Source organism: Catenovulum agarivorans YM01 (genome assembly GCF_000281085.1).
GTDB lineage: Bacteria > Pseudomonadota > Gammaproteobacteria > Enterobacterales > Alteromonadaceae > Catenovulum > Catenovulum agarivorans.
In genome coordinates this window covers 119077-145746 of record NZ_JH767527.1, presented here as the reverse complement: position 1 = coordinate 145746, position 26670 = coordinate 119077, and the positions used below count along the sequence as shown (strand labels likewise).

The 26670-nt window shown below is 37.8% G+C and carries 25 protein-coding genes; 13 read left to right on the top strand and 12 right to left on the bottom strand.

Annotated features, from left to right (window positions below; all coding sequences use genetic code 11):
- Position 1: 1 nt before the first annotated feature.
- On the bottom strand, positions 2-691 hold the full coding sequence (locus WSC_RS0110800) for a DNA-methyltransferase (protein ID WP_016955939.1): 690 nt from the start codon (positions 689-691) through the stop codon (positions 2-4).
- Between the two features lie 155 nt (positions 692-846).
- Between WSC_RS0110800 and WSC_RS0110795 the strand changes: the two genes are divergently transcribed.
- Positions 847-1377 carry a hypothetical protein gene (locus tag WSC_RS0110795; RefSeq protein ID WP_016955938.1) on the top strand — a complete coding sequence of 177 codons (531 nt, stop codon included), beginning with the start codon at positions 847-849 and terminating at the stop codon, positions 1375-1377.
- 277 nt (positions 1378-1654) lie between these two features.
- Here WSC_RS0110795 and WSC_RS0110790 read toward each other — a convergent pair whose 3' ends face one another.
- Positions 1655-2911, bottom strand: a complete 1257-nt coding sequence (locus tag WSC_RS0110790; protein WP_016955937.1) for a phospholipase effector Tle1 domain-containing protein — start codon at positions 2909-2911, stop codon at positions 1655-1657.
- A gap of 535 nt (positions 2912-3446) precedes the next feature.
- Between WSC_RS0110790 and sbcB the strand changes: the two genes are divergently transcribed.
- The 4 genes from sbcB (at position 3447) to WSC_RS0110770 (ending at position 7212) form a co-directional block, all read left to right on the top strand.
- A complete protein-coding gene (sbcB, locus tag WSC_RS0110785) occupies positions 3447-4913 on the top strand; it encodes an exodeoxyribonuclease I (protein WP_016955936.1) in 1467 nt (488 codons plus the stop codon).
- A 269-nt stretch (positions 4914-5182) separates the two neighbouring features.
- Positions 5183-5674: a hypothetical protein gene (locus WSC_RS0110780; protein ID WP_016955935.1), complete on the top strand. Its 492-nt coding sequence runs from the start codon at positions 5183-5185 to the stop codon at positions 5672-5674.
- A gap of 76 nt (positions 5675-5750) precedes the next feature.
- Positions 5751-6245 carry a glutathione peroxidase gene (locus WSC_RS0110775; RefSeq protein ID WP_016955934.1) on the top strand — a complete coding sequence of 165 codons (495 nt, stop codon included), beginning with the start codon at positions 5751-5753 and terminating at the stop codon, positions 6243-6245.
- Entirely contained in the window at positions 6220-7212 is a 993-nt protein-coding gene (locus WSC_RS0110770; RefSeq protein ID WP_016955933.1) for a 2-hydroxyacid dehydrogenase, read from the top strand. Before WSC_RS0110775 ends, WSC_RS0110770 begins: the two co-directional genes overlap by 26 nt.
- 3 nt (positions 7213-7215) lie before the next feature.
- On the opposite strand, the gene pyrF is transcribed toward WSC_RS0110770, so the two are convergent.
- From pyrF to gyrA, 8 genes are all read right to left on the bottom strand, one after another.
- Entirely contained in the window at positions 7216-7920 is a 705-nt protein-coding gene (pyrF, locus tag WSC_RS0110765) for an orotidine-5'-phosphate decarboxylase (protein ID WP_016955932.1), read from the bottom strand.
- Between the two features lie 5 nt (positions 7921-7925).
- Positions 7926-9074 (bottom strand): hypothetical protein, encoded by a 1149-nt coding sequence (locus WSC_RS0110760; protein ID WP_016955931.1) that lies wholly within the window; start codon positions 9072-9074, stop codon positions 7926-7928.
- Positions 9075-9305 carry a LapA family protein gene (locus tag WSC_RS25270; protein WP_272942544.1) on the bottom strand — a complete coding sequence of 77 codons (231 nt, stop codon included), beginning with the start codon at positions 9303-9305 and terminating at the stop codon, positions 9075-9077.
- Positions 9306-9379: 74 nt separating this feature from the next.
- A complete protein-coding gene (gene ihfB, locus WSC_RS0110750) occupies positions 9380-9670 on the bottom strand; it encodes an integration host factor subunit beta (protein ID WP_016955929.1) in 291 nt (96 codons plus the stop codon).
- A 91-nt stretch (positions 9671-9761) separates the two neighbouring features.
- Positions 9762-11438, bottom strand: a complete 1677-nt coding sequence (gene rpsA / locus WSC_RS0110745) for a 30S ribosomal protein S1 (RefSeq protein WP_016955928.1) — start codon at positions 11436-11438, stop codon at positions 9762-9764.
- A 105-nt stretch (positions 11439-11543) separates the two neighbouring features.
- A complete protein-coding gene (gene cmk / locus WSC_RS0110740) occupies positions 11544-12230 on the bottom strand; it encodes a (d)CMP kinase (RefSeq protein ID WP_016955927.1) in 687 nt (228 codons plus the stop codon).
- 21 nt (positions 12231-12251) lie between these two features.
- Positions 12252-13340 (bottom strand): 3-phosphoserine/phosphohydroxythreonine transaminase, encoded by a 1089-nt coding sequence (serC, locus tag WSC_RS0110735; protein ID WP_016955926.1) that lies wholly within the window; start codon positions 13338-13340, stop codon positions 12252-12254.
- 21 nt (positions 13341-13361) lie between these two features.
- On the bottom strand, positions 13362-16004 hold the full coding sequence (gene gyrA, locus WSC_RS0110730; protein ID WP_016955925.1) for a DNA topoisomerase (ATP-hydrolyzing) subunit A: 2643 nt from the start codon (positions 16002-16004) through the stop codon (positions 13362-13364).
- A 184-nt stretch (positions 16005-16188) separates the two neighbouring features.
- Here gyrA and ubiG point away from each other — a divergent pair, with 184 nt between their 5' ends.
- From ubiG to rdgC, 6 genes are all read left to right on the top strand, one after another.
- Positions 16189-16887 carry a bifunctional 2-polyprenyl-6-hydroxyphenol methylase/3-demethylubiquinol 3-O-methyltransferase UbiG gene (gene ubiG / locus WSC_RS0110725; protein WP_016955924.1) on the top strand — a complete coding sequence of 233 codons (699 nt, stop codon included), beginning with the start codon at positions 16189-16191 and terminating at the stop codon, positions 16885-16887.
- A complete protein-coding gene (locus tag WSC_RS0110720) occupies positions 16869-17540 on the top strand; it encodes an HAD family hydrolase (RefSeq protein WP_016955923.1) in 672 nt (223 codons plus the stop codon). Before ubiG ends, WSC_RS0110720 begins: the two co-directional genes overlap by 19 nt.
- A gap of 391 nt (positions 17541-17931) precedes the next feature.
- Positions 17932-20211, top strand: a complete 2280-nt coding sequence (gene nrdA / locus WSC_RS0110715; RefSeq protein ID WP_016955922.1) for a class 1a ribonucleoside-diphosphate reductase subunit alpha — start codon at positions 17932-17934, stop codon at positions 20209-20211.
- A 79-nt stretch (positions 20212-20290) separates the two neighbouring features.
- Positions 20291-21421, top strand: coding sequence for a class Ia ribonucleoside-diphosphate reductase subunit beta (gene nrdB / locus WSC_RS0110710; protein ID WP_016955921.1), 1131 nt, complete (start codon positions 20291-20293; stop codon positions 21419-21421).
- Between the two features lie 15 nt (positions 21422-21436).
- On the top strand, positions 21437-21700 hold the full coding sequence (gene yfaE / locus WSC_RS0110705; RefSeq protein WP_016955920.1) for a class I ribonucleotide reductase maintenance protein YfaE: 264 nt from the start codon (positions 21437-21439) through the stop codon (positions 21698-21700).
- A 12-nt stretch (positions 21701-21712) separates the two neighbouring features.
- Positions 21713-22618 carry a recombination-associated protein RdgC gene (gene rdgC / locus WSC_RS0110700; protein WP_016955919.1) on the top strand — a complete coding sequence of 302 codons (906 nt, stop codon included), beginning with the start codon at positions 21713-21715 and terminating at the stop codon, positions 22616-22618.
- A 95-nt stretch (positions 22619-22713) separates the two neighbouring features.
- On the opposite strand, the gene WSC_RS0110695 is transcribed toward rdgC, so the two are convergent.
- Together WSC_RS0110695 and trhO are read right to left on the bottom strand one after the other, a co-directional pair.
- Entirely contained in the window at positions 22714-23559 is an 846-nt protein-coding gene (locus WSC_RS0110695; protein ID WP_016955918.1) for an HDOD domain-containing protein, read from the bottom strand.
- Positions 23560-23854: 295 nt separating this feature from the next.
- Positions 23855-24778, bottom strand: coding sequence for an oxygen-dependent tRNA uridine(34) hydroxylase TrhO (trhO, locus tag WSC_RS0110690; protein WP_016955917.1), 924 nt, complete (start codon positions 24776-24778; stop codon positions 23855-23857).
- Positions 24779-24978: 200 nt separating this feature from the next.
- Between trhO and WSC_RS0110685 the strand changes: the two genes are divergently transcribed.
- Together WSC_RS0110685 and WSC_RS0110680 are read left to right on the top strand one after the other, a co-directional pair.
- The gene (locus tag WSC_RS0110685; RefSeq protein ID WP_016955916.1) at positions 24979-25509 is read left to right on the top strand and encodes an elongation factor P hydroxylase; all 531 of its coding nucleotides are present in this window, start codon (positions 24979-24981) and stop codon (positions 25507-25509) included.
- Positions 25502-26668 (top strand): ATP-NAD kinase family protein, encoded by a 1167-nt coding sequence (locus tag WSC_RS0110680; RefSeq protein WP_016955915.1) that lies wholly within the window; start codon positions 25502-25504, stop codon positions 26666-26668. Before WSC_RS0110685 ends, WSC_RS0110680 begins: the two co-directional genes overlap by 8 nt.
- The last annotated feature ends 2 nt before the right edge of the window (positions 26669-26670 follow it).

Genomic DNA, 26670 nt, shown 5'->3' with positions numbered 1-26670 from the left:
GTCACTCCTTTGAATCATATTCTTTTTCAAGATTTTTTAATGCTAATTTATATGCATCCAAAGACTGGTCACACCCTAAAAAAATTCGGTTATTTTTAATTGCTGCACGACCAACAGACGCTGACCCCATAAAAGGATCGCATATTACATCACCAACCTTTGAACTCTGATTAATCAATATCTCAGATAATTCAACGGGCTTTTCAGTCGGATATCCCCGATGAACACGTTTTACTTCTAATATGTCTGGTACAGAAAGATCATTTAATTTTTTTTTGCCTTTCTCAAAAAACAAAATAAATTCATATCTAGCCCTATAATGGTAGCCCATACCAATATTGACTTTATCCCAAATTAAAGGTTTCCAAAACTTAAAACCCAAAGATTCGGCTAATGGTTTAATTACAAATGCTGTTTCTTGATCACAGAACAAATAAAAATGGGTATTATCTTTTAAAACTCTATAAATTTCGATTAATAGCTCTTCAAACCTTGAGTTAGGAAAAATATTAAACCATTCGTTACTTGAAGATTTACTATTTTTTAATCTAGTAGTAGTACCAATAGCTCTATATTTCTCTAGCGACTCATAAGGAGGATCTGTAATAACTAAATCTATACTATTCTTAGGTATTTTTTTTAGCCATTCAACAGCATCTAAATTACTGATTTCAAATCTAGATAATGGCAAAATGTCCTCAATAAATGATCATTAACTTTAAAATCATTAGTAGCATAAATTATTCATATAATGTTAACATCTCTAGAAGTTAATAGTCTAGGATTTTGGTGTATAGACAACTACATAACCTATGTGTATTTCAATAACAAAATAAGAGACATTGCGTGCCAATAGAGAATAATAGTAACGTTTTAAAAGGTATTGAAAAGTTAGCCTATTCAAGTTTTATACTGATCTATATTCTGTCATACAGTGTTCTTAGCATCTGGTTATTATTTGATGGTTGGATAAATAAATTTTCTTCAATACATTGGTTATGGGGGATTGAGAGTTCAGATGGCTTTTCTAATGGTGTTTTGCTGACTATCTTTTCTCTATTAGGAGCAATATTAGGCGGTGCAATATTGAGTATTACATCATTCCATAAATATATAGCGATTGAAAAAAAATTCGACCGTGACCATTTATGGGGATTTATATTCATTCCCATTTTATCGGTTATAGTTGGAATAATAGTATTTACTTTAGTTCAAAGTGGTTTATTAGTTTTAAGTGGATCTTTTGCTGATGGAGAACAATCAATTACTACTACAATGGGATTTACTGCTATAGGCTGTATTTCTGGTTACAATTGGGACGTAATAGCCGCTAAACTTCAAGAATTGTCTAAAAATATATTTAAGAAAGACGAATAAATTCTCCATAACGCAAACAATATGAGCTTTATATATTAAACACCCTAAACATTTAAATTGTTCAGTCAGCTAAACTATTCCTGAATATTAGAACGTTATAAATAGGTAGGCAATCATTGTGGCGATGGAGAAAAAATAAAGCCTTTCCAAACCCAATAAGCCCTGCCAAACGCTAAACCCTTTTGGATATTGTCCGATATTGAAAATTTGGAAAGTAATAATGCAAATTGTAGAAAAGCCGTTTATTACGGCTTTTGTAAATTCTCATAGCTAAACATTAATTTTTACTTGAGCGTTTCTCTATAAAAAAACAACTTTGATCTAGCAATGTTAATGTATATAAAGAGTTATCTTTATCAACAACTTTGTCAAAGCAATCAGGGAAATTACGGGTGTATTTTTCTGAACCTTCAGCTATCCAGTCAAATTCTTGCCATTGTTTTGGAACAACCTTAAGACGCTCAAATACACTTTCATGAATTTTTATCTTTCCTTTATTATAACCCGTATGTTTAATGTAATGCGGCAAATTTCTGTTTCTATTTTCATAAATAAGCCCAAAAAAACCAGTGCTAGGATTGTGAGATTTTCCTAACGGGTCTTCTAATACCCTAACACCTTCAGGAATAATTCCAGAGCTATCTAATTGTTCTATCATCCAGTTTAATGATACACCGGAAAGTTCAGTATCTTCGTAGCCCCCACCAACATCAGCGTGAGCACCTGCAAACCAAACTTCATTTACCAAACTATCTATAGAAACGGTGTTACAATGCTTAACTAAGTCTTTTGATGTCAGTGAGATTGGGGTAAATATTTTAGCTCGATTATCGTCAACAGATAATGCATGAGCAGCTTTGTCAATATTACATAATTGATCTATGTATCTAGAATTAACATTTTCGATTTTTTCTGAGCGGTTAGGTAGACCAAGAGCTTCAACTGTATCCCATATTCCCATAAATTTAATTCGTGGTTGTGACACTACTAAATTCATTCTGGCTATCGAATCTTGTCTCTCTTTTAGCGGTCTATCTCCTTTATACTCGTCATAAATTTTTTCAATAAGTTTTATTTGTTCGTCTTTATTTTTAAGGTTATTAATGTCAACTAAGCCAGCCGTAAAAATCATACCTGCTAATATACGTGCAGAATATGCACCTCTACTAAAACCAAATAAATATATCTCGTCATTAGGTGAATAAACCGAGCTTAAATAATGATAAGCTTGTCTTACATCCTCACCAATACCATAACCAGTGGCCATTCCTACAACCTGTTTAAAACCGCCTCCTTCAGTTCCAACTCCTTTAATATAAATAGAATGAATGTCAGCTCTCGGTTGCAATGTTACCAAATTGTATAATTTTACAACGTTTGTGGCACTGTTGGCAGTATTAGAGGTTCCATCGAAAAAAACAGCAATTTTTTTCGGCTGAATATTTTTTGCATTAGTTTTATGAGGGTGGTAAACAAATTCACTACTGGAGCAACCAGATAGTAAAAGTAAAAACAATATAGAATGCAATTTCATAATTTTTCCTTAAAGTTTTAGACGTGAATAATTTATTGTCTATGCTTCCTGCAAGCGGTCTATATTTATTAATGCATCAAATTGACCAGCCTAAGGCTGCAAAAATAAAAGAGTTATTTAAAAACTAACTTAATCAATGATATTTTTCAACTGTACAAATTACAAACAGAAAATTTAGTAGTAAGCTCGAAATATTTCCCTAAAGTAAACCTTTTAGATCATTGGTTATATCGATAATGAAATTTGGCCAGACTTAAATACTCTCACCCCAAACCAGAATGACTACTAACATCAGTTCCCTTTTTATATTTTTTATTTCTATATGCGTCTAAAGTTTTAATATGTAAAATACTAGGTTTATCGCTTGGCGGGTCAGGTATACTTCTTTTGTCTTCCTTAACCCTATAAAAATTAAAAAATGTATACGCTCAAAAATCAGGGGCACACAAGGTGACGCATAACATCAGATAAGAAACGTAATTTTCAAAATCAGGTGTTACAAAAAAAGCTTAAGTTACTTATATTATTGTATATTATGAAAAAAACAGAAGATAACAAAACCCAAAGTTACAACAAAAACCAACCATCCATACTTTGGCACGATTTCGAAACTTTCGGGACTAATCCTAAACTAGATCACCCATCGCAATTTGCTGCTATCCGCACTGATTTAGAATTAAACGAAATTGATGAGCCAAAAGAATATTTCTGTAAACTGCCAATGGATTATTTGCCTAACCCTGAAGCTTGTTTAATTACAAAAATCACGCCGCAAATAGTCGAGCGTAAAGGTGTGTGTGAACATCAGTTTATGCAAAAAGTGTTAGCCGAAATGTCTAAACCAAATACTTGTAGCGCTGGATACAATACCATTCGCTTTGATGATGAAGTGACACGTTATAGCGCTTACCGTAATTTTTTTAACCCGTATGAGCGCGAATGGAAAAACGGTAACAGCCGCTGGGATATTATAGATTTAGTTAGAACCTGTTATGCGCTTCGTCCCGAAGGGATTAATTGGCCGAAAAAAGAAGATGGCTCACCTAGCTTTAAACTAGAAGACTTAACCGTAGCTAATGGCTTAGCCCACGAAAATGCGCATGATGCAGTTTCAGATGTGCGGGCAACCATTGCTATGGCACGATTAATTAAAGAAAAACAACCCAAGCTGTACCAATATATTTTTGACATGCGCAATAAACGCAAACTGGCAGAGTTAATAGATATTAATAATTTAACGCCACTTATGCATGTATCTTCAAAAATAAAAGCAGAGCATGGTTGTTGCACTTGGATTTGCCCTATTGCTTGGCATCCAACCAACAATAATGCAGTGATAGTGCTAAACCTTGCATTAGATCCAAAACCTTTGGTCAGTTTATCGGTTGATGAAATCAAACAAAATATGTTTAAGCCGAGCAGCGAATTTGCAGAAGGTGAATCGCGTTTGCCTATTAAGCTTATTCATCTAAATAAATGCCCTGTACTCGCCACTGCAAAAACCTTGTTACCCGAAAATGCAGAGCGATTAAAAATAGACAGACAGCGGTGTTTAGATAACTTGGCATTTATTAAACAAAATCCAGTAATTCGCGAAAAGCTCACACAAGTGTATGAGTCTATGGAATTTGATGCTCCGGTTGATGCTGATTTTGCTCTATACGATGGTTTTGCTTCTGATGCAGACCAAGCTGTGATGGAACAAATTCAGCAAAAAAGAGTAGATGCGTTAGCTGAATTTCAGCCTCATTTTGAAAATGAACGTTACTCAACTTTATGGTTTCGTTTTAAAGGACGTAACTACCCTCACCTACTTTCAGTAGAAGAACAGGCTAAATGGCGGGCACATTGTCAGCAAAGGTTAACCGATGACAGTGGCACTTTTGGCCTGAGTATTAATAGCTTTGCAGCTCAAATTCAGCAATTAGCTGAACAACACTCAGCCGATCCGCAGAAAATGGCGGTATTAAGGTCACTTTATCAATATTTAAACGAAATTTAAGGATAAATTATTAGACACAATGGGGATCTTTTGTCTAAAATTTTAGATAAATGTGACAGCATGTAAAATTCGTGCAGTTTTCATTTTCTGATTTGCTAAACATTTTGAAATTGACTTGTCATTTTTTAATGTTTTTAAGCGGTAAACAAAAATTGACAATTAGATGAGTATGCATTGTGCCTGTACCTGACTATATTCCAGATCACCTGAAAGTGATACTGAATGAAGACGCGCACGGAATCAGTTTCCCATGTAACTCAGGATGCCAGATGCGGTTTATACGCAATAAAAAAGACCTAGGTGGTTTTTATTCGTATAAACAATGGGGTGGAATTGAAAAAGCTTTAAAAGCTGCGATTAATCGCAATAAACAACTTAAAGCTTTGTACCCAACCCATATGATTAAGCGTAAGCATAAACCAAATCCAAACACGAGTTGTGGTTACAATGGAGTTGGTTATCGAGAAAAATTGGACAAAAGACGTGGTGAAATAGAACGCTTTTATTGGGTAAGCTATCGAAAAAATGGCAAACCTGCAGTTAAAACATTTTCTTTGGGTTATACGGATTTTTCACCAGAGTTGCAATTACATGCCTATCGCACTGCCGTGCAGTTTCGCGCAGAGTGGGATGAACTTGGGCATGATATGAACGAAGGCAAATATAAAGATTGGAAAAAACAACGTTTATATAATTTCGGCTACCCCGCTTTTGAACATACAAAAGCGCGCAGAAAACGTACGTTAAAGAAAACGGCATGATGCTGTTTTCTTTGATTGCTTTCTAGCCCCTTAATAGCGTAGTATACCGATAGATTAAGGCTTCAAGGAGTGAACAATGTCAAATATCTATCAATTTTCTGTTGAAAAAGCTAATGGCCACCAAACATCATTGAATCATTACCAAGGTAAATGGTTGTTGATTGTTAATACAGCTAGCCATTGTGGTTTTACCCCGCAATATGAAGGTTTAGAAAAACTCCAACAAGATCATGGTGGTAACTTACAAGTTTTAGCCTTTCCCTGTAACCAATTTGGAGAGCAAGAGCCTGGCAGAAACGACGAAATCCAAAGTTTCTGTAGCCTTATGTATAAAGTCAGCTTTCCTGTGTTTGCTAAAATTGAAGTTAATGGTGAAAACGCCCACCCACTTTTTAAATATCTTAAGAAGCAAAAAAAGGGATTATTAGGCAGCGAATCAATTAAATGGAATTTTACTAAATTTTTAGTATCTCCAGACGGCGAAGTTGTTAAGCGTTATGGTTCAACAACAACACCTGAAAAAATTGCTAGCGAGGTTGCCCAATATGTCCATCAAGATTGCCCTGTTTAGTGCTAAACCTTACGACAAAATTTATTTTGAACAATTTAAAGCTGAGTTTAATTGCCAAATAGATTATTTTGAAGTTGCGCTAACTGAGCATAGTGTTCAATTATGTCAAACGGGTTTTGATGCTGTCTGTGTGTTTGTAAATGATTCAGTTAATGAAGCCGTATTAACGCAACTAGCAGAGTTTAACTGCAAAATAATTGCATTAAGGTGTGCTGGTTTTAACAATGTAGATTTAGTCACAGCTAATAAATTAGGCCTATCTATATGCCGCGTACCTAGTTATAGCCCACAAGCAGTCGCCGAACATACTGTCGGTTTAATGCTAACTTTAAGCCGCAAGTTCCACAAAGCCTACAATAGAGTTAAAGAAGATAACTTTTCACTCAATGGTTTATTAGGATTCAACTTATTCAGCAAAACGGTTGGGATAATTGGCACTGGACAAATCGGCCAAGCAACTATAAATATTTTGCATGGATTTGGCTGTAGAATTTTAGCCTTTGATCCGACACAAACTGAGATAGATGGTGTTAACTACGTCAGTTTAGATGAACTTTATAAAAATTCAGATATTATCAGCTTACATTGCCCTTTAACTCCTCAAACACATCATTTAATTAACCAGCAAAGCTTAGAACAAATGCGCGATGGTGTAATGATTATCAACACAAGTCGTGGTGGTTTAATTGACACAGACGCTATGATTAAAGGATTAAAAGCGCGAAAAATTGCTTACCTTGGGTTAGATGTATACGAGCAAGAAGCGAATTTATTTTTTGAAGATTTAAGCAATGAGATTATTGATGATGATGTATTTCAGCGCTTATTAACTTTTCCGAATGTACTGATCACAGGCCATCAAGGCTTTTTCACTCAAGAAGCGTTAGCAGCGATAGCAAGCACAACCTTGAACAATATAAGCCAATTGCTTAATGAACAAGGTTGCGATAATCAAATAAAGCTCTGATTTTTAACCTAACAAGGACTGATTGATTTCAGTTAATACTTGTTTTGGATTTGCCGCTTGAGTAACTGGGCGGCCAATAACTAAATAATCTGAGCCTGATTGAATAGCTTGTACTGGCGTCATAATGCGCTTTTGGTCGCCAACTGCACTACCTGCCGGACGAATACCCGGAGTTACGAGTTTAAAGTCGCTACCATAAGTTGATTTTAACACTGAAGCTTCTTGCGCTGAGCAAACAACCCCATCTAAACCAGCTTGTTGAGCAAGCCCTGCCAATGCAATCACTTGCTCACCTGCATTGCGCTGAATGCCAATTTGCTGAATATCATTATCATCCATACTAGTTAACACAGTCACCCCTATCAATAAAGGTGGCACAGCGCAGTTGTCGTTAAGCATTTCACGCGCAGTACGCATCATAGTCGTACCACCACTACAATGCACATTAACCATCCAAACCCCTAGCTGTGCGGCCGCTAAACAAGCTTTTGCTGTAGTAGCTGGAATATCGTGAAATTTTAAGTCTAGAAAAATGTCAAAACCTTTATTTACAAGTGTTTTAACAAATTCAGGACCAAAATAGGTAAACATTTCTTTACCTACTTTCAAACGACAATCTTCTGGAGAAATTTGCTCTACAAATGATAAAGCCTTATGTGCATCATCAAAATCTAAAGCGACAACTACGGGTGAATCTGTCATATTCATTAAGTTTAATCTCCAGTTAGTCCAATAATAGGTTTAACACTGCCCCAATGTTTGCAGCGCGGGCATTGCCAAAATAATAAGCTACCTTGATAACCACATTGATCACATTCAAACTTAGGTAACTGTTTTAATTTGTTTCTCACCATACCTTCTAAATTCAGCATCATTTGTTGTGCTTCAGGTGAGTCAATTTTTTTAGCGTTTAAATGTAATAGATGGGCAAATCCGTTGATGGTTGCATGTTTTTCTAAAAGTTGTAGCACTTTTTTGCGTGCTTCAGAGTTTTTACTTTGATTTTGGTAAATATCAGCTATTTGCGCAACCACAGCCGTACTACTGGTGATTTGGCCAATTTGTTCTAAAAACGCTAATTTACTCTGTTCATCTTGAATAAAAGTATCAATTTTATCCATTAACAACACGGCGAATTCAGGACACTGTTTAGCCAATTCTAACGCACAGTCGTGCGCCTGATTAAAAGCTTTGTTCGCAGCGTAGTGTTCAACCAGCTCTAAATACGCCCGTGCACAATTAGTTTGCAAAGCAATGGCTTTAATAAGCATCTGCGCTTTGGTTTCGCCTTGTTGCAACGAAGCGAGTTCACACAATAAGTATGCTTTGGTATTAGAAAAGTTTTCACCTTCCAAAACTTCAACAGGTTCAATCATGTCATAAGCTTTTTGCCAGTCTTTAAATACTTGGTAAACACGCGACAACATAACTCGCGCTTCTCTAGCACATTGTTTATCGTCTAATAAAGGTAACAACAAGGCTTCAGCTCTGTCGTATAAAGCACAATCTATATAGTCGCGCGCCAATTGCATAATGGAAGTGCGACGTTGCTCTGGACTTAAAACGTCTTGTTTAGCTAAAAACTGATGGATTTTTATCGCGCGGTCGTTTTCGCCTTTCGCTCTAAAGAGTTTGCCTAGGGCGATGTGAGTGGTAAAAGTTTCGTTATTAACTTCAAGGTTTTCAATTAAAACATTAATGGCTTTGTCGCGCTGATTATTTAAGAAAAGATTCAAACCAGATAAGAAGTCTTGGTTAATTTTTTCATGCTGTTTTAATTGCTCTTTGCGAAAGCTATTACGTCCCATAATATAGCCGTACCAAGCGACTACAGGTAGGAGCAAAAATAAAATTTCAGGCATTTATTGATCTTTAATTTGCAATCTGAGCATTTCGATTTCTCGATTAAGCTTATTTATTTTCCAATTGCGTTTTTGTAATTGATATCTCAGTTTAAAAGCATAAATAGCCCAAACAATGGACGATAGCATTACACCAATAAACAGGAATAGCGCTAGAGCTACAGCTAGCGGCATTGATTTTACAGCTAATAAGTAGTTGAGCTCGATCTGGCTGGTATTATAACTGGACAACAATAATAAAATACCAGCTAGAACAATAGCTACTAATAAATAAAGCGCTGTTTTCAAAATCAGTCCTTTTGAAATTAAGCGTCTAAACTCGCATTAACGCGTTCACGTAATTCTTTACCTGGTTTAAAGTAAGGAACGTGTTTGCCTTCTAACTCTACCGATTCACCGGTTTTAGGATTACGACCTGTTCTTGGTGCACGGAAGTGTAAAGAGAAACTACCAAAACCACGGATTTCGATTCGGTCGCCGTCTGCAAGAGATTGAGCCATATATTCAAGCAATTCTTTAACACCAGACTCCACATCTTTTAATTGTAAAGAAGGTTGTTTTGATGCCATTAATTCTATTAGTTCAGACTTGGTCATTTTGATACTCCGGTCTAATTTAAGGGGTCACTACCAAAGTATAACAAAGGAAGGGAAAAAGAGAGTAGAAATTCTACTCTCTTATTTGATTTTATTCGCCTTTTTGAGCGTTTTTAAATGCTTCAGCCATAGCGTTGCTGAAATTACCTGAATCTTGTTGTTTATTTACAGATTCAACGGCAGCTTTTTCTTCAGCTTCGTCTTTAGCTTTGATTGATAAGCTAACAACACGGTTTTTGCGATCTACGCCCATGAATTTAGCTTCAACAGCATCACCAACGTTCAATTCAGCAGAAGCGTCTTCTACGCGCTCACGAGAAATATCGCTTACACGTACATAACCTTCAACACTGTCAGCTAATTCGATAGTTGCGCCTTTAGCGTCAACTGCAGTAACAGTACCAGTTACAACAGCACCTTTCTTATTAGCATTTAGGTAGTTAGTGAATGGGTCTTCGTCAATTTGCTTGATACCAAGAGAGATACGCTCACGCTCTGCATCTACTTGTAATACTACAGCAGTTAACTCTTCACCTTTCTTGTAGCTACGAACTGCTTCTTCACCTGCAACATTCCAAGAAATGTCAGATAAGTGAACAAGACCATCGATGCCACCGTCTAAACCAATGAAGATACCAAAGTCAGTGATTGACTTGATCTTACCAGACACTTGGTCGCCTTTAGCGAAGTTCTTAGCGAACTCTTCCCAAGGGTTAGCTTTACATTGCTTAAGACCTAATGAAATACGACGACGTTCTTCATCGATTTCAAGTACCATAACTTGAACATTGTCACCCAAGTTAACAACTTTAGATGGGTGGATGTTTTTGTTAGTCCAATCCATTTCAGAAACGTGAACAAGACCTTCAACGCCTTCTTGGATTTCAACGAAACAACCGTAGTCAGTTAAGTTAGTTACACGGCCTTCTAGTTTAGAACCTTCAGGGAAACGTGCTGCTAATTCAGACCAAGGATCGCTACCTAATTGTTTCAAGCCTAATGATACGCGAGACTTATCTTTGTCGAATTTCAATACTTTAACTGTGATTTCATCACCAACGTTAACGATTTCGCTTGGGTGTTTAACACGTTTCCAAGCCATATCAGTGATATGTAATAGACCGTCTAAACCGCCTAAATCTACGAATGCACCGTAGTCAGTTAAGTTCTTAACGATACCAGTTACTTCTTGGCCTTCTTCTAAGTTAGCCAACAATTCGCTACGCTCTGCGCTAGTTTCTTGTTCGATAACTGCACGGCGAGAAACAACTACGTTGTTGCGTTTTTGATCTAACTTGATAACTTTGAATTCTAATTCAGCATTCTCTAAGTAAGTAGTATCACGTACTGGACGTACATCTACTAAAGAACCTGGTAAGAAAGCGCGGATGCCTTCAACTTCAACTGTGAAGCCACCTTTAACTTTACCACTGATTAAACCAACAACAGTTTCGCTGTCTTCACAAGCTTTTTCCAAACGGATCCAAGCTTCGTGACGCTTAGCTTTTTCACGAGAAAGAATAGTTTCACCGAAACCGTCTTCAACTGCATCTAATGCAACATCAATTTCGTCACCAACGCTAACTTCTACTTCACCTTGAGCATTGTAAAATTGCTCAACAGGGATAGCTGCTTCTGATTTTAAGCCAGCATCAACTAAGATAACGTCTTTTTGGATTGCTACGATAGTACCTTTAACGATGGCACCAGGACGGGTTTCGATTTCGTTTAAGCTTTCTAGAAAAAGCTGTTCAAAACTTTCAGTCATATATAAAGTTTTCTTGAATGGTAATCCGAGTTAAATCCAAATAACTCAGGGTTGTTAATATTAATTGGCAATCCTTAGCCAATTTCCTGACTCAACTACAAAAGTTTATTGACCGAGCTTTTCTTGCATATAGCGAAAAACAGTGTCAACAACCTCGTCGATAGACATTGAAGTTGAATCAATTTCTAATGCATCTTTAGCTGCAACCAAAGGCGAAACGCTGCGATTTGAGTCGCGCTCGTCTCTTGCCTGAATGTCGGCTAAAAGATGTTCAATTTTAACTGTAGGATCGTTATCTTTCAACTGTAGATAACGTCTTTTTGCCCTTTCTTGTGCACTTGCAGTCAAAAATATCTTAACTTCTGCACTTGGAAAGACAACTGTGCCCATATCGCGGCCATCAGCGACCAATCCAGGTGCTTCTTTAAAAGCACGTTGGCGTCGTAATAAAGCTTCGCGAACACGTGGCAACGACGCAACTTTTGAAGCAACCGCGCCTACTTTTTCGTTGCGAATAGAGCCGGTCACATCTTCGCCTTCTAAAATGACACGTGTTTCATTGCCATCAGCAGACGATTTAAAATGTACATCCAATACGGACGCAAGTGGCGCAACTGAGTCTTCATCTGTTGGATCTATATCATGGTGAATAGTCGCCAACGCCAAAACTCGATAAATTGCGCCGCTATCTAAAAAGTGCCAGCCTAATTTATCTGCGATATATTTGCTAATGGTGCCTTTACCCGCACCACTTGGGCCATCTATGGTAATGACCGGTACTTGATCCGTCATCCCTATCCTCTTCTTTTTGTATTAGCCGTTCTTTTGGGCAAAATCCTGCATAAAGTTAACAAGTGTTTCGACACCTTCTAGAGGCATAGCATTATAAATACTTGCTCGCATGCCGCCGACTGATCTATGGCCTTTAAGGGCTAATAAACCAGCTTGCTCAGATTCTGCCAAAAACTTAGCATTTAATGCTTCGTCTTGTAACATAAAGGGTACGTTCATTTTTGAACGATACTGCTTTGCGACTTGGTTAGAATAAAATTCACTGCTATCAATAAAATTATATAAATGAGCAGCTTTTTGTTCGTTTATTTTTTGTACGGCTGCTACGCCGCCTTGTTCTTTTAACCACTTAAATACCAAACCTGCTAAATACCAGGCATAAGTTGGTGGTGTATTAAACATTGAATCGTTTTGTGCTTGAACTGCATAATCGTAAATAGATGGTGTAAAGCCATTTGCTCGGCCAATTAAATCTTTACGAACAATCGCGATAGCTAAACCTGAAGGACCAATATTTTTCTGCGCACCAGCGTAGATTATGCCAAATTTCGATACATCAATTTCTTGCGATAAAATGCACGAAGACATATCGGCAACTAAAGGTTTATCAACCTCTGGTATGTAATTAAATTCAACGCCATCGACTGTTTCATTTGGACAATAATGGACATATTGCGCTTTGTCGCTTAATTGCCATTGCTCAAACGGTAGTACAGATCGTTCGCCAGCATCATTTACATAAGTATCAGCAGCTAGGTTAATTTGACCGTATTTTTGGCCTTCAGTAAAAGCCGATTTAGACCAAGAACCTGTTAATACATAATCAGCTTCTTGACCCGAACCTAAAAGGTTCATAGGCACAGCTGCAAACTGCCCACGGCCACCACCGTGCATAAACAACACTGAGTAGTCATCAGAAATACCCATTAAATCACGCAGATCTTTTTCTGCTTGCTCAGCTACAGCAATATAATCTTTGCTGCGATGGCTTATTTCCATGACTGAAACGCCCATGTCGTTCCAATTTACCAGTTGTTGTTGTGCAAGTTGCATAACAGGCTGCGGCAACATAGCCGGGCCTGCACAAAAGTTAAAAACTTTTTTGGTCATTTATCTTAAATCTCTAACAATCTATTCTTGAGAATCTGTATCTTGGTCGCTGTCTGTATCTGTGGCTGCTGGCGCTTGTGCTTCAGCTTCTTCAGAACCTTCAACAATTTCAGCATCGTCAATTAAAGTTTCATCTTCTTCAACTTCATCAATGCGCTGTAAACCAACTACTAATTCACTTTCTGCGGTTCTAATTAAGCGAACACCTTGAGTGTTACGGCCAATAATAGAAACTTCACCAACACGAGTACGGACTAGCGTACCTTTATTGGTGATCATCATAATTTCGTCACCGTCGTTAACTTGAACAGCACCAATAACCGCACCATTACGTTCGCTAACTTTGATAGAAACAACACCTAAAGTTGCGCGGCTCTTAGCCGGATATTCATCTAATGGGGTACGTTTACCATAACCATTTTCTGTCACTGTTAATACAGCCCCATCACTGTGCGGTACTATCATTGAAACAACAGTTTGGCTATCGTCTAACTTAATACCACGAACACCAGTCGCAGTACGACCCATAGGACGAACTTGCTGCTCGTTAAAGCGTACAACTTTACCTGCGTCTGAGAATAATAAGATGTCACTGTCACCATGAGTGATATCAACACCAATTACATGGTCACCATCATTTAAGTTAAGTGCGATAATACCGTTAGCACGTGGGCGAGAATATTCAGTTAACGCTGTTTTCTTAACTGTACCATTGGCAGTTGCCATAATGATGTATTTGTCTTCTTCGTATTCACGTACAGGTAAAATAGCACTGATACGCTCACCTTCTTCTAAAGGTAATAAGTTGACGATTGGTTTACCACGCGCGGTTCGAGTCGCTAGAGGTAACTGATAAACTTTCAACCAATATAAGCGACCACGATCAGAGAAACATAAAATGGTGTCATGCGTATTGGCAATCAATAATTTCTCGATGAAATCTTCATCTTTCATGCGAGTTGCAGCTTTACCTTTACCACCACGACGTTGAGCTTCGTATTCAGTTAATGGTTGATATTTACAATAACCCTCATGCGATAGGGTCACAACCACGTTTTCTTCTGCAATTAAATCTTCCATATTGATGTCGTGAGCCGCAGCAGTAATTTCTGTACGACGCTCGTCACCAAACTCTTCTTTAACCGCTAATAATTCGTCACGAATCACTTCCATCAAACGAACTGAGCTAGATAAGATATATAACAACTCGGCAATTTCATCTAATAAGGCTTTGTATTCGTCTAAGATTTTTTCGTGTTCTAAACCTGTTAATTTATGTAAACGTAAGTCTAGAATTGCTTGAGCTTGTTGCTCAGTTAAGTGGTACATGCCATCACGAATACCATAATGATCTTCTAACCATTCTGGACGCGCTGCATGTGTACCTGCACGCTCTAGCATTTCAGCAACATCACCTAACGCCCAAGGTGTATCTACTAAACCTTTTTTCGCTTCAGCTGGTGATGGTGAACGTTTAATTAATTCGATAATTGGATCGATATTAGCAAGGGCAATTGCTAAACCTTCTAATACATGGGCACGCTCACGCGCTTTGCGTAATTCGAAGATAGTACGACGAGTTACAACTTCCCTTCTGTGATTAAGGAAAGCTTTAAGCATATCAACTAGGTTGAATATTTTTGGTTGGTTGTTTTCAAGCGCAACCATGTTAATGCCAAAAACAACCTGCATTTGGGTTAATGAATATAAGTGGTTAAGTAAGACTTCGCCTGACTCACCACGTTTAACTTCAATAACAATACGCATACCGTCTTTGTCAGATTCATCACGTAACGCTGAAATTGAATCGATGCGCTTTTCTTTAACAAGCTCTGCCATTTTTTCAATAAGGCGAGCTTTGTTCACTTGATATGGAATTTCGTGAACAACAATGGTTTCACGACCATTGTCTGCTACTTCAATTTCGGCGCGAGCACGAATATAAATTTTACCGCGACCGGTACGATAAGCTTGTTCAATACCTGAACGACCGCTAATAATTGCTGCTGTAGGGAAATCAGGACCAGGGATAATTTCAATTAATTCTTCAATTGAAATGTCTGGGTTTTCAATCATGGCTAAACAGCCACCTATTACTTCATTTAAGTTGTGCGGTGGAATATTGGTCGCCATACCAACAGCTATACCTGAAGAACCATTCACCAATAAATTAGGTAAACGAGTTGGTAAAACTTCAGGAATGTGTTCTGTACCGTCATAGTTAGGTACAAAATCCACTGTTTCTTTTTCGAGATCAGCAAGTAATGAATGAGCGATTTTAGCCATTCTAACTTCGGTATAACGCATAGCAGCTGGAGAGTCACCGTCTACAGAACCAAAGTTACCTTGACCATCAACTAACATATAACGCAATGAGAATGGCTGAGCCATACGAACGATTGTGTCGTAAACTGCACTATCACCATGCGGGTGATATTTACCAATTACGTCACCAACAATACGCGCAGATTTTTTATACGGTTTGTTGAAGTCGTTTTTGAGTTCGTTCATCGCAAATAATACACGACGGTGAACTGGTTTTAATCCATCTCGAACGTCAGGCAAAGCACGCCCAACGATTACACTCATTGCGTAGTCTAAGTATGAGTTTTTTAGCTCATCTTCAATATTGACTGGAAGTATTTCTTTCGCCAAATCGTTCATAAATAGGATATTTCCCTAGTTGTTATACTTGCTTTTTTCGCATTCGGTTTTTTGAGTCACCGTTTTTTAGCGGGCAATTCTACCACAAACCACGGCGCATACCATTGAAAAAATACGCTTTAACTTGTCGCCACCCTGTAAATTTTTATAATGGGCATATTAAACCTCAGCTAGAGCAACAAAATTGAGCAATATAGACCCAACAGAAATAGAAAAATTTAACGCCATTGCGGATAAATGGTGGGATCTTGATGGTGAATTTGCACCTTTGCATAAAATGAACCCATATCGAGTGCAGTACATTGAAGATTGTGCCAGCGGTTTATTTGGCAAAAAGATATTGGATGTTGGCAGCGGCGGTGGCATTTTAGCTGAAGCGCTAGCACAACGAGGTGGCCAAGTTACCGGACTAGAGCCAGCACCTCAATCGGTTGAAGTCGCAAAACATCATGCACAAGAATCTGCTTTATCGATAAATTATCATCAAGGATTGATTGAAGACTTCGCCCCAGAACACCTCGAAACCTTTGACATTGTCACCAGTTTAGAAATGCTCGAACATGTACCCGACCCGGCAAGTATTTTACAAGCGGCAATAAGTACATTAAAACCTGGTGGCTACTTATTTGTATCAACATTAAATCGTACCTTACGCAGCTATTTATTGGGTATAGTTGCGGCTGAATATGTGCTCAATCTTGTACCTAAAGGCACACACGAACACGACAAATTTTTAAAGCCTTCAGAAGTAATAGGTATGATTGAACAAAATAACTGTAAAGTTAAAAAAGCTAACGGTATTCATTTCAATCCGCTTACCCAAAAATTTTCAATTAATAATGATTTGGCAGTGAACTATATTTTATGCGCGCAAAAACTTTAACTAAACCTCAGGGTATTTTATTTGATTTAGATGGCACATTATTAGACACGGCTAAAGATTTAGGTGAAACGCTAAACTATGTGTTATCAACGCTTGATATGCCAAGTGTTTCATATGAACAATACAGACCGGTCGCCTCGCACGGTGCCTTGGGGTTACTCAAATTAGGCCTAGGTGAAAACTGGCAGTCTTATGAAGTTGAAAAACTACGTGGGATTTTTTTGGATTATTACCTGAATAATATCAGTACCCATACAGATTTTTTTGCAGGTATGGCAGACACATTGGAAATGCTCAATCAACAAAATATATTATGGGGCGTTGTCACCAATAAACCGGCTTTTTTGACTGACGTATTATTAACTAAATATCCAGAGTTTAAACATTCAAAAATTAATGTTTCTGGCGATACCTTAAAAGTTAGAAAGCCAGATCCACAACCACTATTTCACGCATGTAAACACATGCAAATTGACCCACAACAAACTTGGTATGTTGGTGATGCATTTCGTGATATTGAAGCTGGTAACCGCGCAGGCATGCAAACATTTATAGCCAACTGGGGTTATACTCAAGACGAATTACCAGTAGAAGAATGGCAAGCTGATTTTATAATTGAACAGCCTTCAGATCTTGTCTCAATCATTAAATAATCGCCATTGTTGATATTATTTAAGCGGTTTGTATAAGCAGTAAACAAACCGCCAAATGCAAACTCTTTCATATAACAAATCTTAATAAAACAGCGCAAACTAAAATAAACAAGATATTGGTCAATTAAAAAGCTGGTTTTTTTATTCAAAAACACTTGACCTACTAGTCTACTTTTAATGAAAAGTTAGCAACTACTAACGCGCAAAATATACGCCAAAAAAAATGTAAATTTAAACTAAAATCAAATCTTGCTTTCAGAGCAAAACCTCATTATCTTGTGTTGATTCCGCTAACTAGCCCCACATCTTGTGGCTGAGTTTTAACCAAGCTCTAGTCGCACTGTGAAATATTGGCTAAATAAAAAATATAATATCAGGATTGACGACTCAAATGACTGACCAGCTCTTCGTAACTAAGCGCGACGGTAATAAAGAACCTTTAGATCTAGAGAAGTTACATAAAGTTGTAACTTGGGCGGCTAAGGGTTTAAACAATGTTTCTGTATCTCAAGTAGAAATGAAATCACACATTCAGTTCTACGACGGTATTAAAACAGAAGACATTCACGAAACCATTATCAAATCAGCAGCTGATTTGATCAGTGAAGAAACGCCTGATTATCAATATTTAGCAGCGCGTTTATCTATCTTCCATTTGCGTAAAAAAGCTTACGGTCAGTTTGAACCACCACATTTATATGATCACGTAGTTAAGTTATGTGAAGCAGGCAAATACGATCAACATTTGTTAGCCGATTATTCTCGCGAAGAATTCGACCAGATGAATGATTTTGTTGAGCACATGCGCGACTTAAACTTTTCATACGGTGCAGTTAAACAATTAGAAGGTAAATATCTTGTTCAAAACCGTGTAACAGGTGATATTTACGAGAGCCCGCAATATTTATACGTATTAGTGTCTGCATGTTTATTTGCTAACTATCCGAAAGACACGCGTATGGATTATGTGCGTCGTTTCTACGATGCAATTTCTCAGTTTAAGATTTCTCTACCTACACCTATTATGTCGGGTGTACGTACGCCGACTCGCCAATTCAGTTCTTGTGTATTAATTGAATGTGGTGATAGCTTAGATTCAATCAATGCAACTTCTAGTGCAATTGTAAAATACGTCAGCCAACGTGCTGGTATTGGTGTTAATGCAGGTCGAATCCGTGCATTAGGTAGCCCAATTCGCGGTGGTGAAGCATTCCATACTGGTTGTATTCCATTCTACAAACATTTCCAAACAGCGGTAAAAAGCTGTTCACAAGGTGGTGTGCGTGGTGGTGCAGCAACCCTATTCTTCCCTTTATGGCACTTAGAAGTTGAGTCATTAGTTGTACTTAAAAACAACCGTGGTGTAGATGACAACCGTGTTCGTCACTTAGACTATGGCGTACAATTTAACCGCTTAATGTATCAACGTTTAATTAAAAACGAGAACATCACCTTATTTAGCCCAAGTGATGTGCCTGGTTTGTATGATGCATTTTTTGCTGACCAAAACTTGTTTGAAGAGTTATACGTTAAATACGAAAACGATCCGTCAATTCGTAAAAAATCACTGAAAGCAACCGAGCTATTTGGTTTGTTTGCTCAAGAGCGTGCAAGCACAGGTCGTATCTATTTACAGAATGTTGACCACTGTAATACCCATAGCCCGTTTGATCCTAAAGTTGCGCCAATTAAACAAAGTAACTTATGTTTAGAAATTGCACTGCCAACTAAGCCACTAAACAATATTAGTGATGAAGAAGCAGAAATCGCGCTTTGTACCTTATCGGCATTCAACTTAGGTGCAATTGAAAACTTAGATGAGTTAGATGGTTTAGCAGAACTTGCAGTACGTGCATTAGACTGTTTGTTAGATTATCAAGACTACCCTGTGCCAGCTGCATTTAACTCAAGTATTAACCGCAGAACATTAGGTATTGGTGTAATCAACTACGCCTACTACTTAGCTAAAAACGGTGTGAAATACTCAGATGGTAGTGCCAACGGCTTAACACATAAAACTTTTGAAGCCATTCAATATTACTTGTTAAAAGCTTCAAATGAGTTAGCCAAAGAAAAAGGCGCGTGTCCTAAATTTAATGAGACGACTTACTCACAAGGTATTTTACCTATCGACACTTACAAAAAAGATGTTGATAGCATTTGTGACGAGCCATTACACTTAGATTGGGAAGCATTACGTAGCAGCATTAAAGAGCATGGTTTACGTAACTCAACTTTATCAGCGCTAATGCCTTCAGAAACGTCGTCACAAATTTCAAATGCAACTAATGGTATTGAACCACCGCGTGGTTTTGTCAGTATAAAAGCAAGTAAAGATGGTATTTTGCGTCAAGTTGTACCTGAATACGAAAAACTTAAAAACCAGTATGAGTTGTTGTGGTCTATTCCAAACAACCAAGGTTACTTAGGGTTAGTTGCTATTATGCAGAAGTTTATTGATCAAACTATCTCTGCTAATACTAACTACGATCCAACTAAGTTCCCAAGTGGTAAAGTACCAATGCAACAATTATTAAAAGACTTGTTGTACGCGTATAAGCTTGGTGTGAAAACTCTGTACTACCATAACACACGTGATGGTGCAGAAGATCCGCAAAAAGAAGCTAAAGCACAAGATGATGACTGTGCTGGCGGCGCTTGTAAAATATAAAACAATTTTGTAGTTAATTATAAAGGCCGTGTGTATTGCCCACGGCTTTTTTGTCTTTAAAAGAGAATTTGTACGGCCTATGAGTTACACAACATTTAATAAAAACAATACAGATTATCTAAATGAGCCAATGTTTTTTGGTAATTTAGTGAATGTTGCACGCTACGACAAACAAAAGCACCCTATTTTTGAGCGCCTAATTGAAAAGCAGTTAAGCTTTTTCTGGCGACCAGAAGAAGTTGATGTCAGCCGCGACCGTTCAGATTTTCAAAAGCTTTCTGATCATGAAAGACATGTATTTTTAAGTAACCTAAAATACCAAACCTTATTAGACAGTATTCAAGGCCGCTCACCTAACGTCGCATTATTACCAATAGTGTCGTTACCTGAATTGGAAACTTGGATCGAAACTTGGGCTTTCAGTGAAACTATTCATAGCCGCTCATACACACATATTATTCGTAATATTGTTAATGAGCCGGGATTAGTGTTTGATGACATAGTGGTAAACGAACATATCTTAAAACGTGCTAAAGATATTTCAGTTTATTACGATCAATTAATTCTCGCTTGCCAACTTTATCACACACGTGGTGAAGGCCAATATGAAGTTGATGACCAAATTATCAACGTGTCAGTACGTGAACTGAAGAAACTAACTTACTTATGTATTGCTGCGGTTAACGTATTAGAAGCCATTCGCTTTTATGTTAGCTTTGCCTGTAGTTTTGCTTTTGCTGAACGTGAATTGATGGAAGGTAATGCTAAAATCATCAAGCTAATCGCACGTGATGAAGCTCTGCACTTAACTGGTACACAGCACATGTTAAACATTATGGCGGATGGCCAAGATGATAACGACATGGCAGAAATAGCTTTAGAATGCCGCGAAGAAGTCATTGGTATTTTTAGAGCTGCCGCTGAGCAAGAAAAAGAATGGGCTGAGTACTTATTTAAAGATGGTTCAATGATCGGCTTAAACAAAGAAATTTTATGCCAATACGTTGAATACATTACCAATACCCGTATGACAGCAATCGGCTTGCCAGCGATATTTGGTCAAACGCAAAACCCAATCCCTTGGATTAATGCTTGGTTGGTCAGTGACAATGTTCAAGTTGCTCCACAAGAAGCTGAAATTAGCTCATATTTAGTAGGTCAAATTGACAGCGAGTTAAATACTGACGACTTCGGGGATTTCGAACTGTAATAAACAGTTCGCATTATGTCCGAAAAAATTCAATGCCGGGTTGATTACAGCAATTACAAATCATCCGGCTGCCAATCCCTGCTTGAATATATCGAATCTCAAGATTTAGAAGTTCACTACCATTGTCGTGATGGCTATTGTGGTGCTTGCCGAACTGTTTTAGTTGAAGGCGAAGTTAATTACCCAAAAGAGCCATTGGCATTTGTTCGCCGTGGTGAATTTTTACCTTGCTGTAGTGAACCGTTAACTGATCTGCTGATTGAAGCAGAAAAATTATAACAGGATTAAATTATGTGGTTTAAAAACGCCCTACTATATCGCTTTACCTCTCCGTTTGAATTTTCCGCAGAACAACTAGAAGATAAACTACAAGAATTTAAATTTACCCCTTGCTTAAAAAGCGAAATGAGCTCAATTGGTTGGACAAAAGCACTTCACCCCAAAGCACATACTTTGGTGCATAGTGTTGGCCAGTTTCATTTGGTGTCACTTAAAAAACAAGAAAAAGTATTACCCGCTTCTGTTGTAAAAGAATTACTTGAAGAAAAACTTGAAGAGATAGAACAAGCGGAAGGCCGCAAAGTTAAAGGCAAAGAAAAACAAAACCTAAAAGAAGAATTAATTCATACATTATTGCCACAAGCTTTTTCTAAATCGACTTTCACTCGCGCTGCGATATTCGCTGAATCAGGCTGGATTTTAGTTGAAGCTGGCAGCCCAGGTAAAGCTGAAGAAATGTTAGCTTACCTACGTAAATGTTTAGGTACTTTACCAGTTGTGCCACCGGAAACAGACGGCGCAACTATGCTAACCTTTGATGAGTGGATGAAAGGCAATCACCCAAGTGACTTCACTTTAGGAACTGAAGTTGAATTAAAAGACTTTGCTGAAGATGAAGGTGTATTACGCTGTAAAAACTTATCACTAGATTCAGAAGATTTATTAAACCATTTAAACAATGGCAAACACGTCACTAAAATTGCTGTGGACTGGCAAGAAACTCTTTCATGTATTTTATGTGATGACATGGCTATAAAACGTATCAAGTTTAGTGATGTAGTTAAAGAACAAAACGAAGATGTGACTGACGAAGATAAGTTTGCCCGTTTAGATGCTGACTTTGCATTAATGTGTGGAGAGTTAGATAAGTTCATAGCGCGTTTAGCCGAAGTTTTGGAGTTTACTGAGGTTGAATAAACTGTGGTTTAAACCATATTTACTCACTCAAATATAAAAAATGCGATGTATCAATATATCAATACATCGCGTTTTTCATTTAACAGCACTACAAATTAATCAGCAAAAATAGCTTTGGCAATTGCAACTTGCTCTTTGAATTCGTCAGACTCAATGTAAGCTAAATCTGTCAGAACGCCTTTATCAATATATTGAGCATATGCTAGAGCTTTATCGCCATCGACAGGCAAAACATCTGAATATATTGCCGCTACACGGACAAAGTCTATATAACTTATATCTTCTGGCTCATAACGTTTATCGTTCCAACGCTCTGCAACATTGACAAACTCAGGGCCGAACTCCCAAGCACGCATAATCGAACCACCTACTCGACCAGCTAAACGTGCAATCGCACCTTCAATAAATTCAGGATTCGCAAATACATCAGGATGGCGCTCCGCTTCAGTTAAAATTGGCAGCACACCTATGTTATGTACCATAGCAGCTAATGTAATTGTGTCTAGATTGAGTGATGTATGTTTATTACGGCTAATGTAATGCTTCAACAAAGCCATAGCAACAGCTGACACAGAAACAGTTAGCGACCAAACTTTGTCTAATGCGGCTTTAACTACGTCATTTTTGGAAACAAATAATTGTTCCATAGCAAGTGCAGTAGCGATGTTTTTAATCTGACGTAAACCAATTCGAGTAACCGCTTGGTTAATGGTCGTTACTTTAACAGAACGTCCCATATATGCACTGTTAGCAATTTTAAGCATACGAGCTGATAATGCAGGATCGTGTGAAATAACATCAGCCATCTGATGCAAATTCACATCTTGATCATCTGCGGCTTCGCGCACTTTAATCGCTATTTCTGGTAAAGTCGGCAATACCAGTGAATCATTTTTAATTTTTTCGGCGAGTATAGTGAGTAATGCATTTTCTGTAGACATAATATTCCTTACATCCGTATCAAGTTTCTGGTGGCTATCTACTATCAAATTTAGTCTGCTCTCAAGATTTGGCAAGGCAAATTCACAACAAAATCAGCCAACTGGACATTTTTTATCCGATCTATAGTTTGCCATAATAAAAGGCATGAAAAGTCTGCGTATTTGAGTATATCGCGAAAAAATATAATCGCGAGCATTTATTCGCCAATTTAGCTATAAGGTAGGTAACAGAAGTTGAGATATACGGCGTCCTATAGGAGCGGACGCCAGATTTACCTAAAAAGAACTTGGTGCTTTATAAACCCACAGTCTCTTTATCACCAATATGCGCTTTGCCGCGTTGTTCAGCTAACTGTAATTGTTTTTCACGCTCGGCAAATCTTGCTTTGTCTTCTTCTGAAGTTTTGTCAAAACAATGTGGGCAGCTTACGCCTTTTTGATAATGCTCCGATTGTTTTTCTTCTTCGGTAATTGGCATACGGCAAGCGTAACATTGGTCGTATTCACCTTGCTCTAAATCGTGGTTAACCGTTACACGTTGGTCAAAGACGAAGCAATCACCTTTCCATTTAGTTTGTTCTTTTGGCACTTCTTCTAAGTATTTAAGAATACCGCCTTTAAGGTGGTAAACCTCTTCAAAACCCTGCTCTTTTAAATACGCGGTAGATTTTTCACAGCGAATACCACCAGTACAGAACATGGCGACTTTTTTATGCTTAGATTTGTCAAGGTTCTTAGCAACATACTCTGGAAATTCACGGAAAGTTTTAGTATTTGGGTCAAGCGCATTTTCAAACGTACCAATAGCGACTTCGTAATCATTACGTGTATCTACTAATACAACTTCAGGATCAGAAATTAAATCGTTCCAATCTTTAGGCTCAACGTAGGTGCCAACCACTTTATTTGGATCTATCCCTTCAACACCCATAGTTACAATTTCTTTTTTTAATTTAACTTTGGTGCGGTAAAAAGCTTGTTCGTCAGCTAGAGATTCTTTGTGTTCGATATCTGTTAAACGAGGATCTGATTTTAACCAAGCTAATACAGCATCTATCCCTTCGCGTGGACCACTAACAGTACCATTAATGCCTTCGTTAGCTAATAACAAGGTTCCTTTAACTTTGTTATCTACCATCACGTTATGTAATGGCTCTCGTAATTCTTCAAAGTTTTCTAAACGAACAAATTTATATAAAGCGGCTACTACGTATTGCATATTATTACCTTTTGTTTGGTCTCAAACGTAAATTGAGTACAAAAATAAAATGAGCTCAAAAATAGAGGTCGCGAATTATATACCCAAGCAATAACAAGATCCAAATTTAAAGCGCTTTAGCTATTTATCGACTCAAGACAAGTAAGGTTTAAACTGATAAAATTCGCCCTTTGACAAAATGCCAAATTTGCTTATTTTTGATGCACGACATTCAAGACATTATTCAATTATTTAATCAAACCTTTTTACCAAGCTACAACACTGAACTGGTAAAAGGTGACGACGAACCCATTTATTACCCAGCTACAGCTAACACCCCAGCGCAAGTCGTTTTTGCCCATGGCTATTACGCCAGTGCATTACACGAAATCGCACATTGGTGCTTGGCAGGCAGCGAACGTCGAAAACAAGTTGATTATGGTTATTGGTATAATCCAGATGGCCGTAACGAGCAGCAACAAAAAGCATTTGAACAAGTTGAGATTAAACCTCAAGCAATAGAATGGATTTTATCGGTTGCCGCTGGTTTTAACTTTAAAGTAAGCTGCGACAATTTAAACGGCAGTTATCAACCAGACCGACATGAGTTTAGAAGCAAAATTCGACAACAAGTAGAAAGCTACTTAACTCAAGGTATGCCAGAGCGACTTAATACTTTCGCCCTATCCCTCAGCCAGTTCTACCAAATTCACAATCCTTTTTGTTTGGAGAAATTTGTTGCGCATGACTAAGCTTACACTCAATCAATTAACAATAGGCTTAATTATTAACCCTGTTGCAGGGATAGGCGGTGCAGCAGGATTTAAAGGCAGCGATGGTATAGAAATACAGAAACAAGCAGAATCTATGGGTTTTCAGTCGTTCGCACAAGACAAAACCAAACAAGCGTTAGAAGCGTTAATCCCGTTTAAAAATCAGCTTAAATTCGTTACCTGTAACGGTTTAATGGGCGAAGACGTGTGTAAACAGCTAGGCTTCAACTATAGAGTTGACTATAACTACCATGTCCAATCCACTGCTGACGATACAATTAACGCTGCAATAAAAATAGCTCAAGTCGGTGTTGATCTCATCTTATTTGCAGGGGGAGACGGAACTGCTCGCAATATCTGTCAAGCACTTATAGATAATGTAGGTGAAGATGAAAACCGCGTTCCTGTAATAGGAATACCTGCAGGCTGCAAAATTCATTCAGGTGTTTATTCTGTCACGCCTAGTGCCGCAGGAAAATTGGTTGCTGACCTAGTAAACGGCAATATGATGACCTTTGTTGAAGCTGATGTAATGGACATTGACGAAAGTTTATTTAGGCAAGGACAAGTTAAAGCTAAACGTTATGGTGAACTTAGAATTCCTCACGACTTGCGTTACATTCAAGCGGTTAAACAAGGTGGTAAAGAAGTTGATGAATTGGTGATAGCCGACATAGCCGCTGATATAGAAGCCAATATGGAAGATGACGTGCTGTATTTATTTGGTTCAGGCAGCACCACACAAGGTATATTAGCTGAACTCGGTATAGAGGGTACATTACTTGGTGTTGATGCTGTGGTAAACCATGAACTAATACAAGCTGATTTAAACGCCAAACAAATACTAGAGCTGTTACAAGAATACAAAGAGTGCAAATTGGTTATCACACCCATTGGTGGTCAAGGGCATTTATTTGGCCGTGGCAACCAACAACTAACCACAGAAGTTATAACTAAGATAGGCAAAAACAATATTTTAGTGGTTGCGACTAAAAATAAGATCAATACACTTAACCACCGTCCACTGATTATCGACAATTTATCTATTGAACTTGGCAAACAGCTGTCTGGTTTAATAAAAATTACCACAGGTTACAAAGACACTGTCTTGTATCCAATAACTAACTTTATGGAATAACT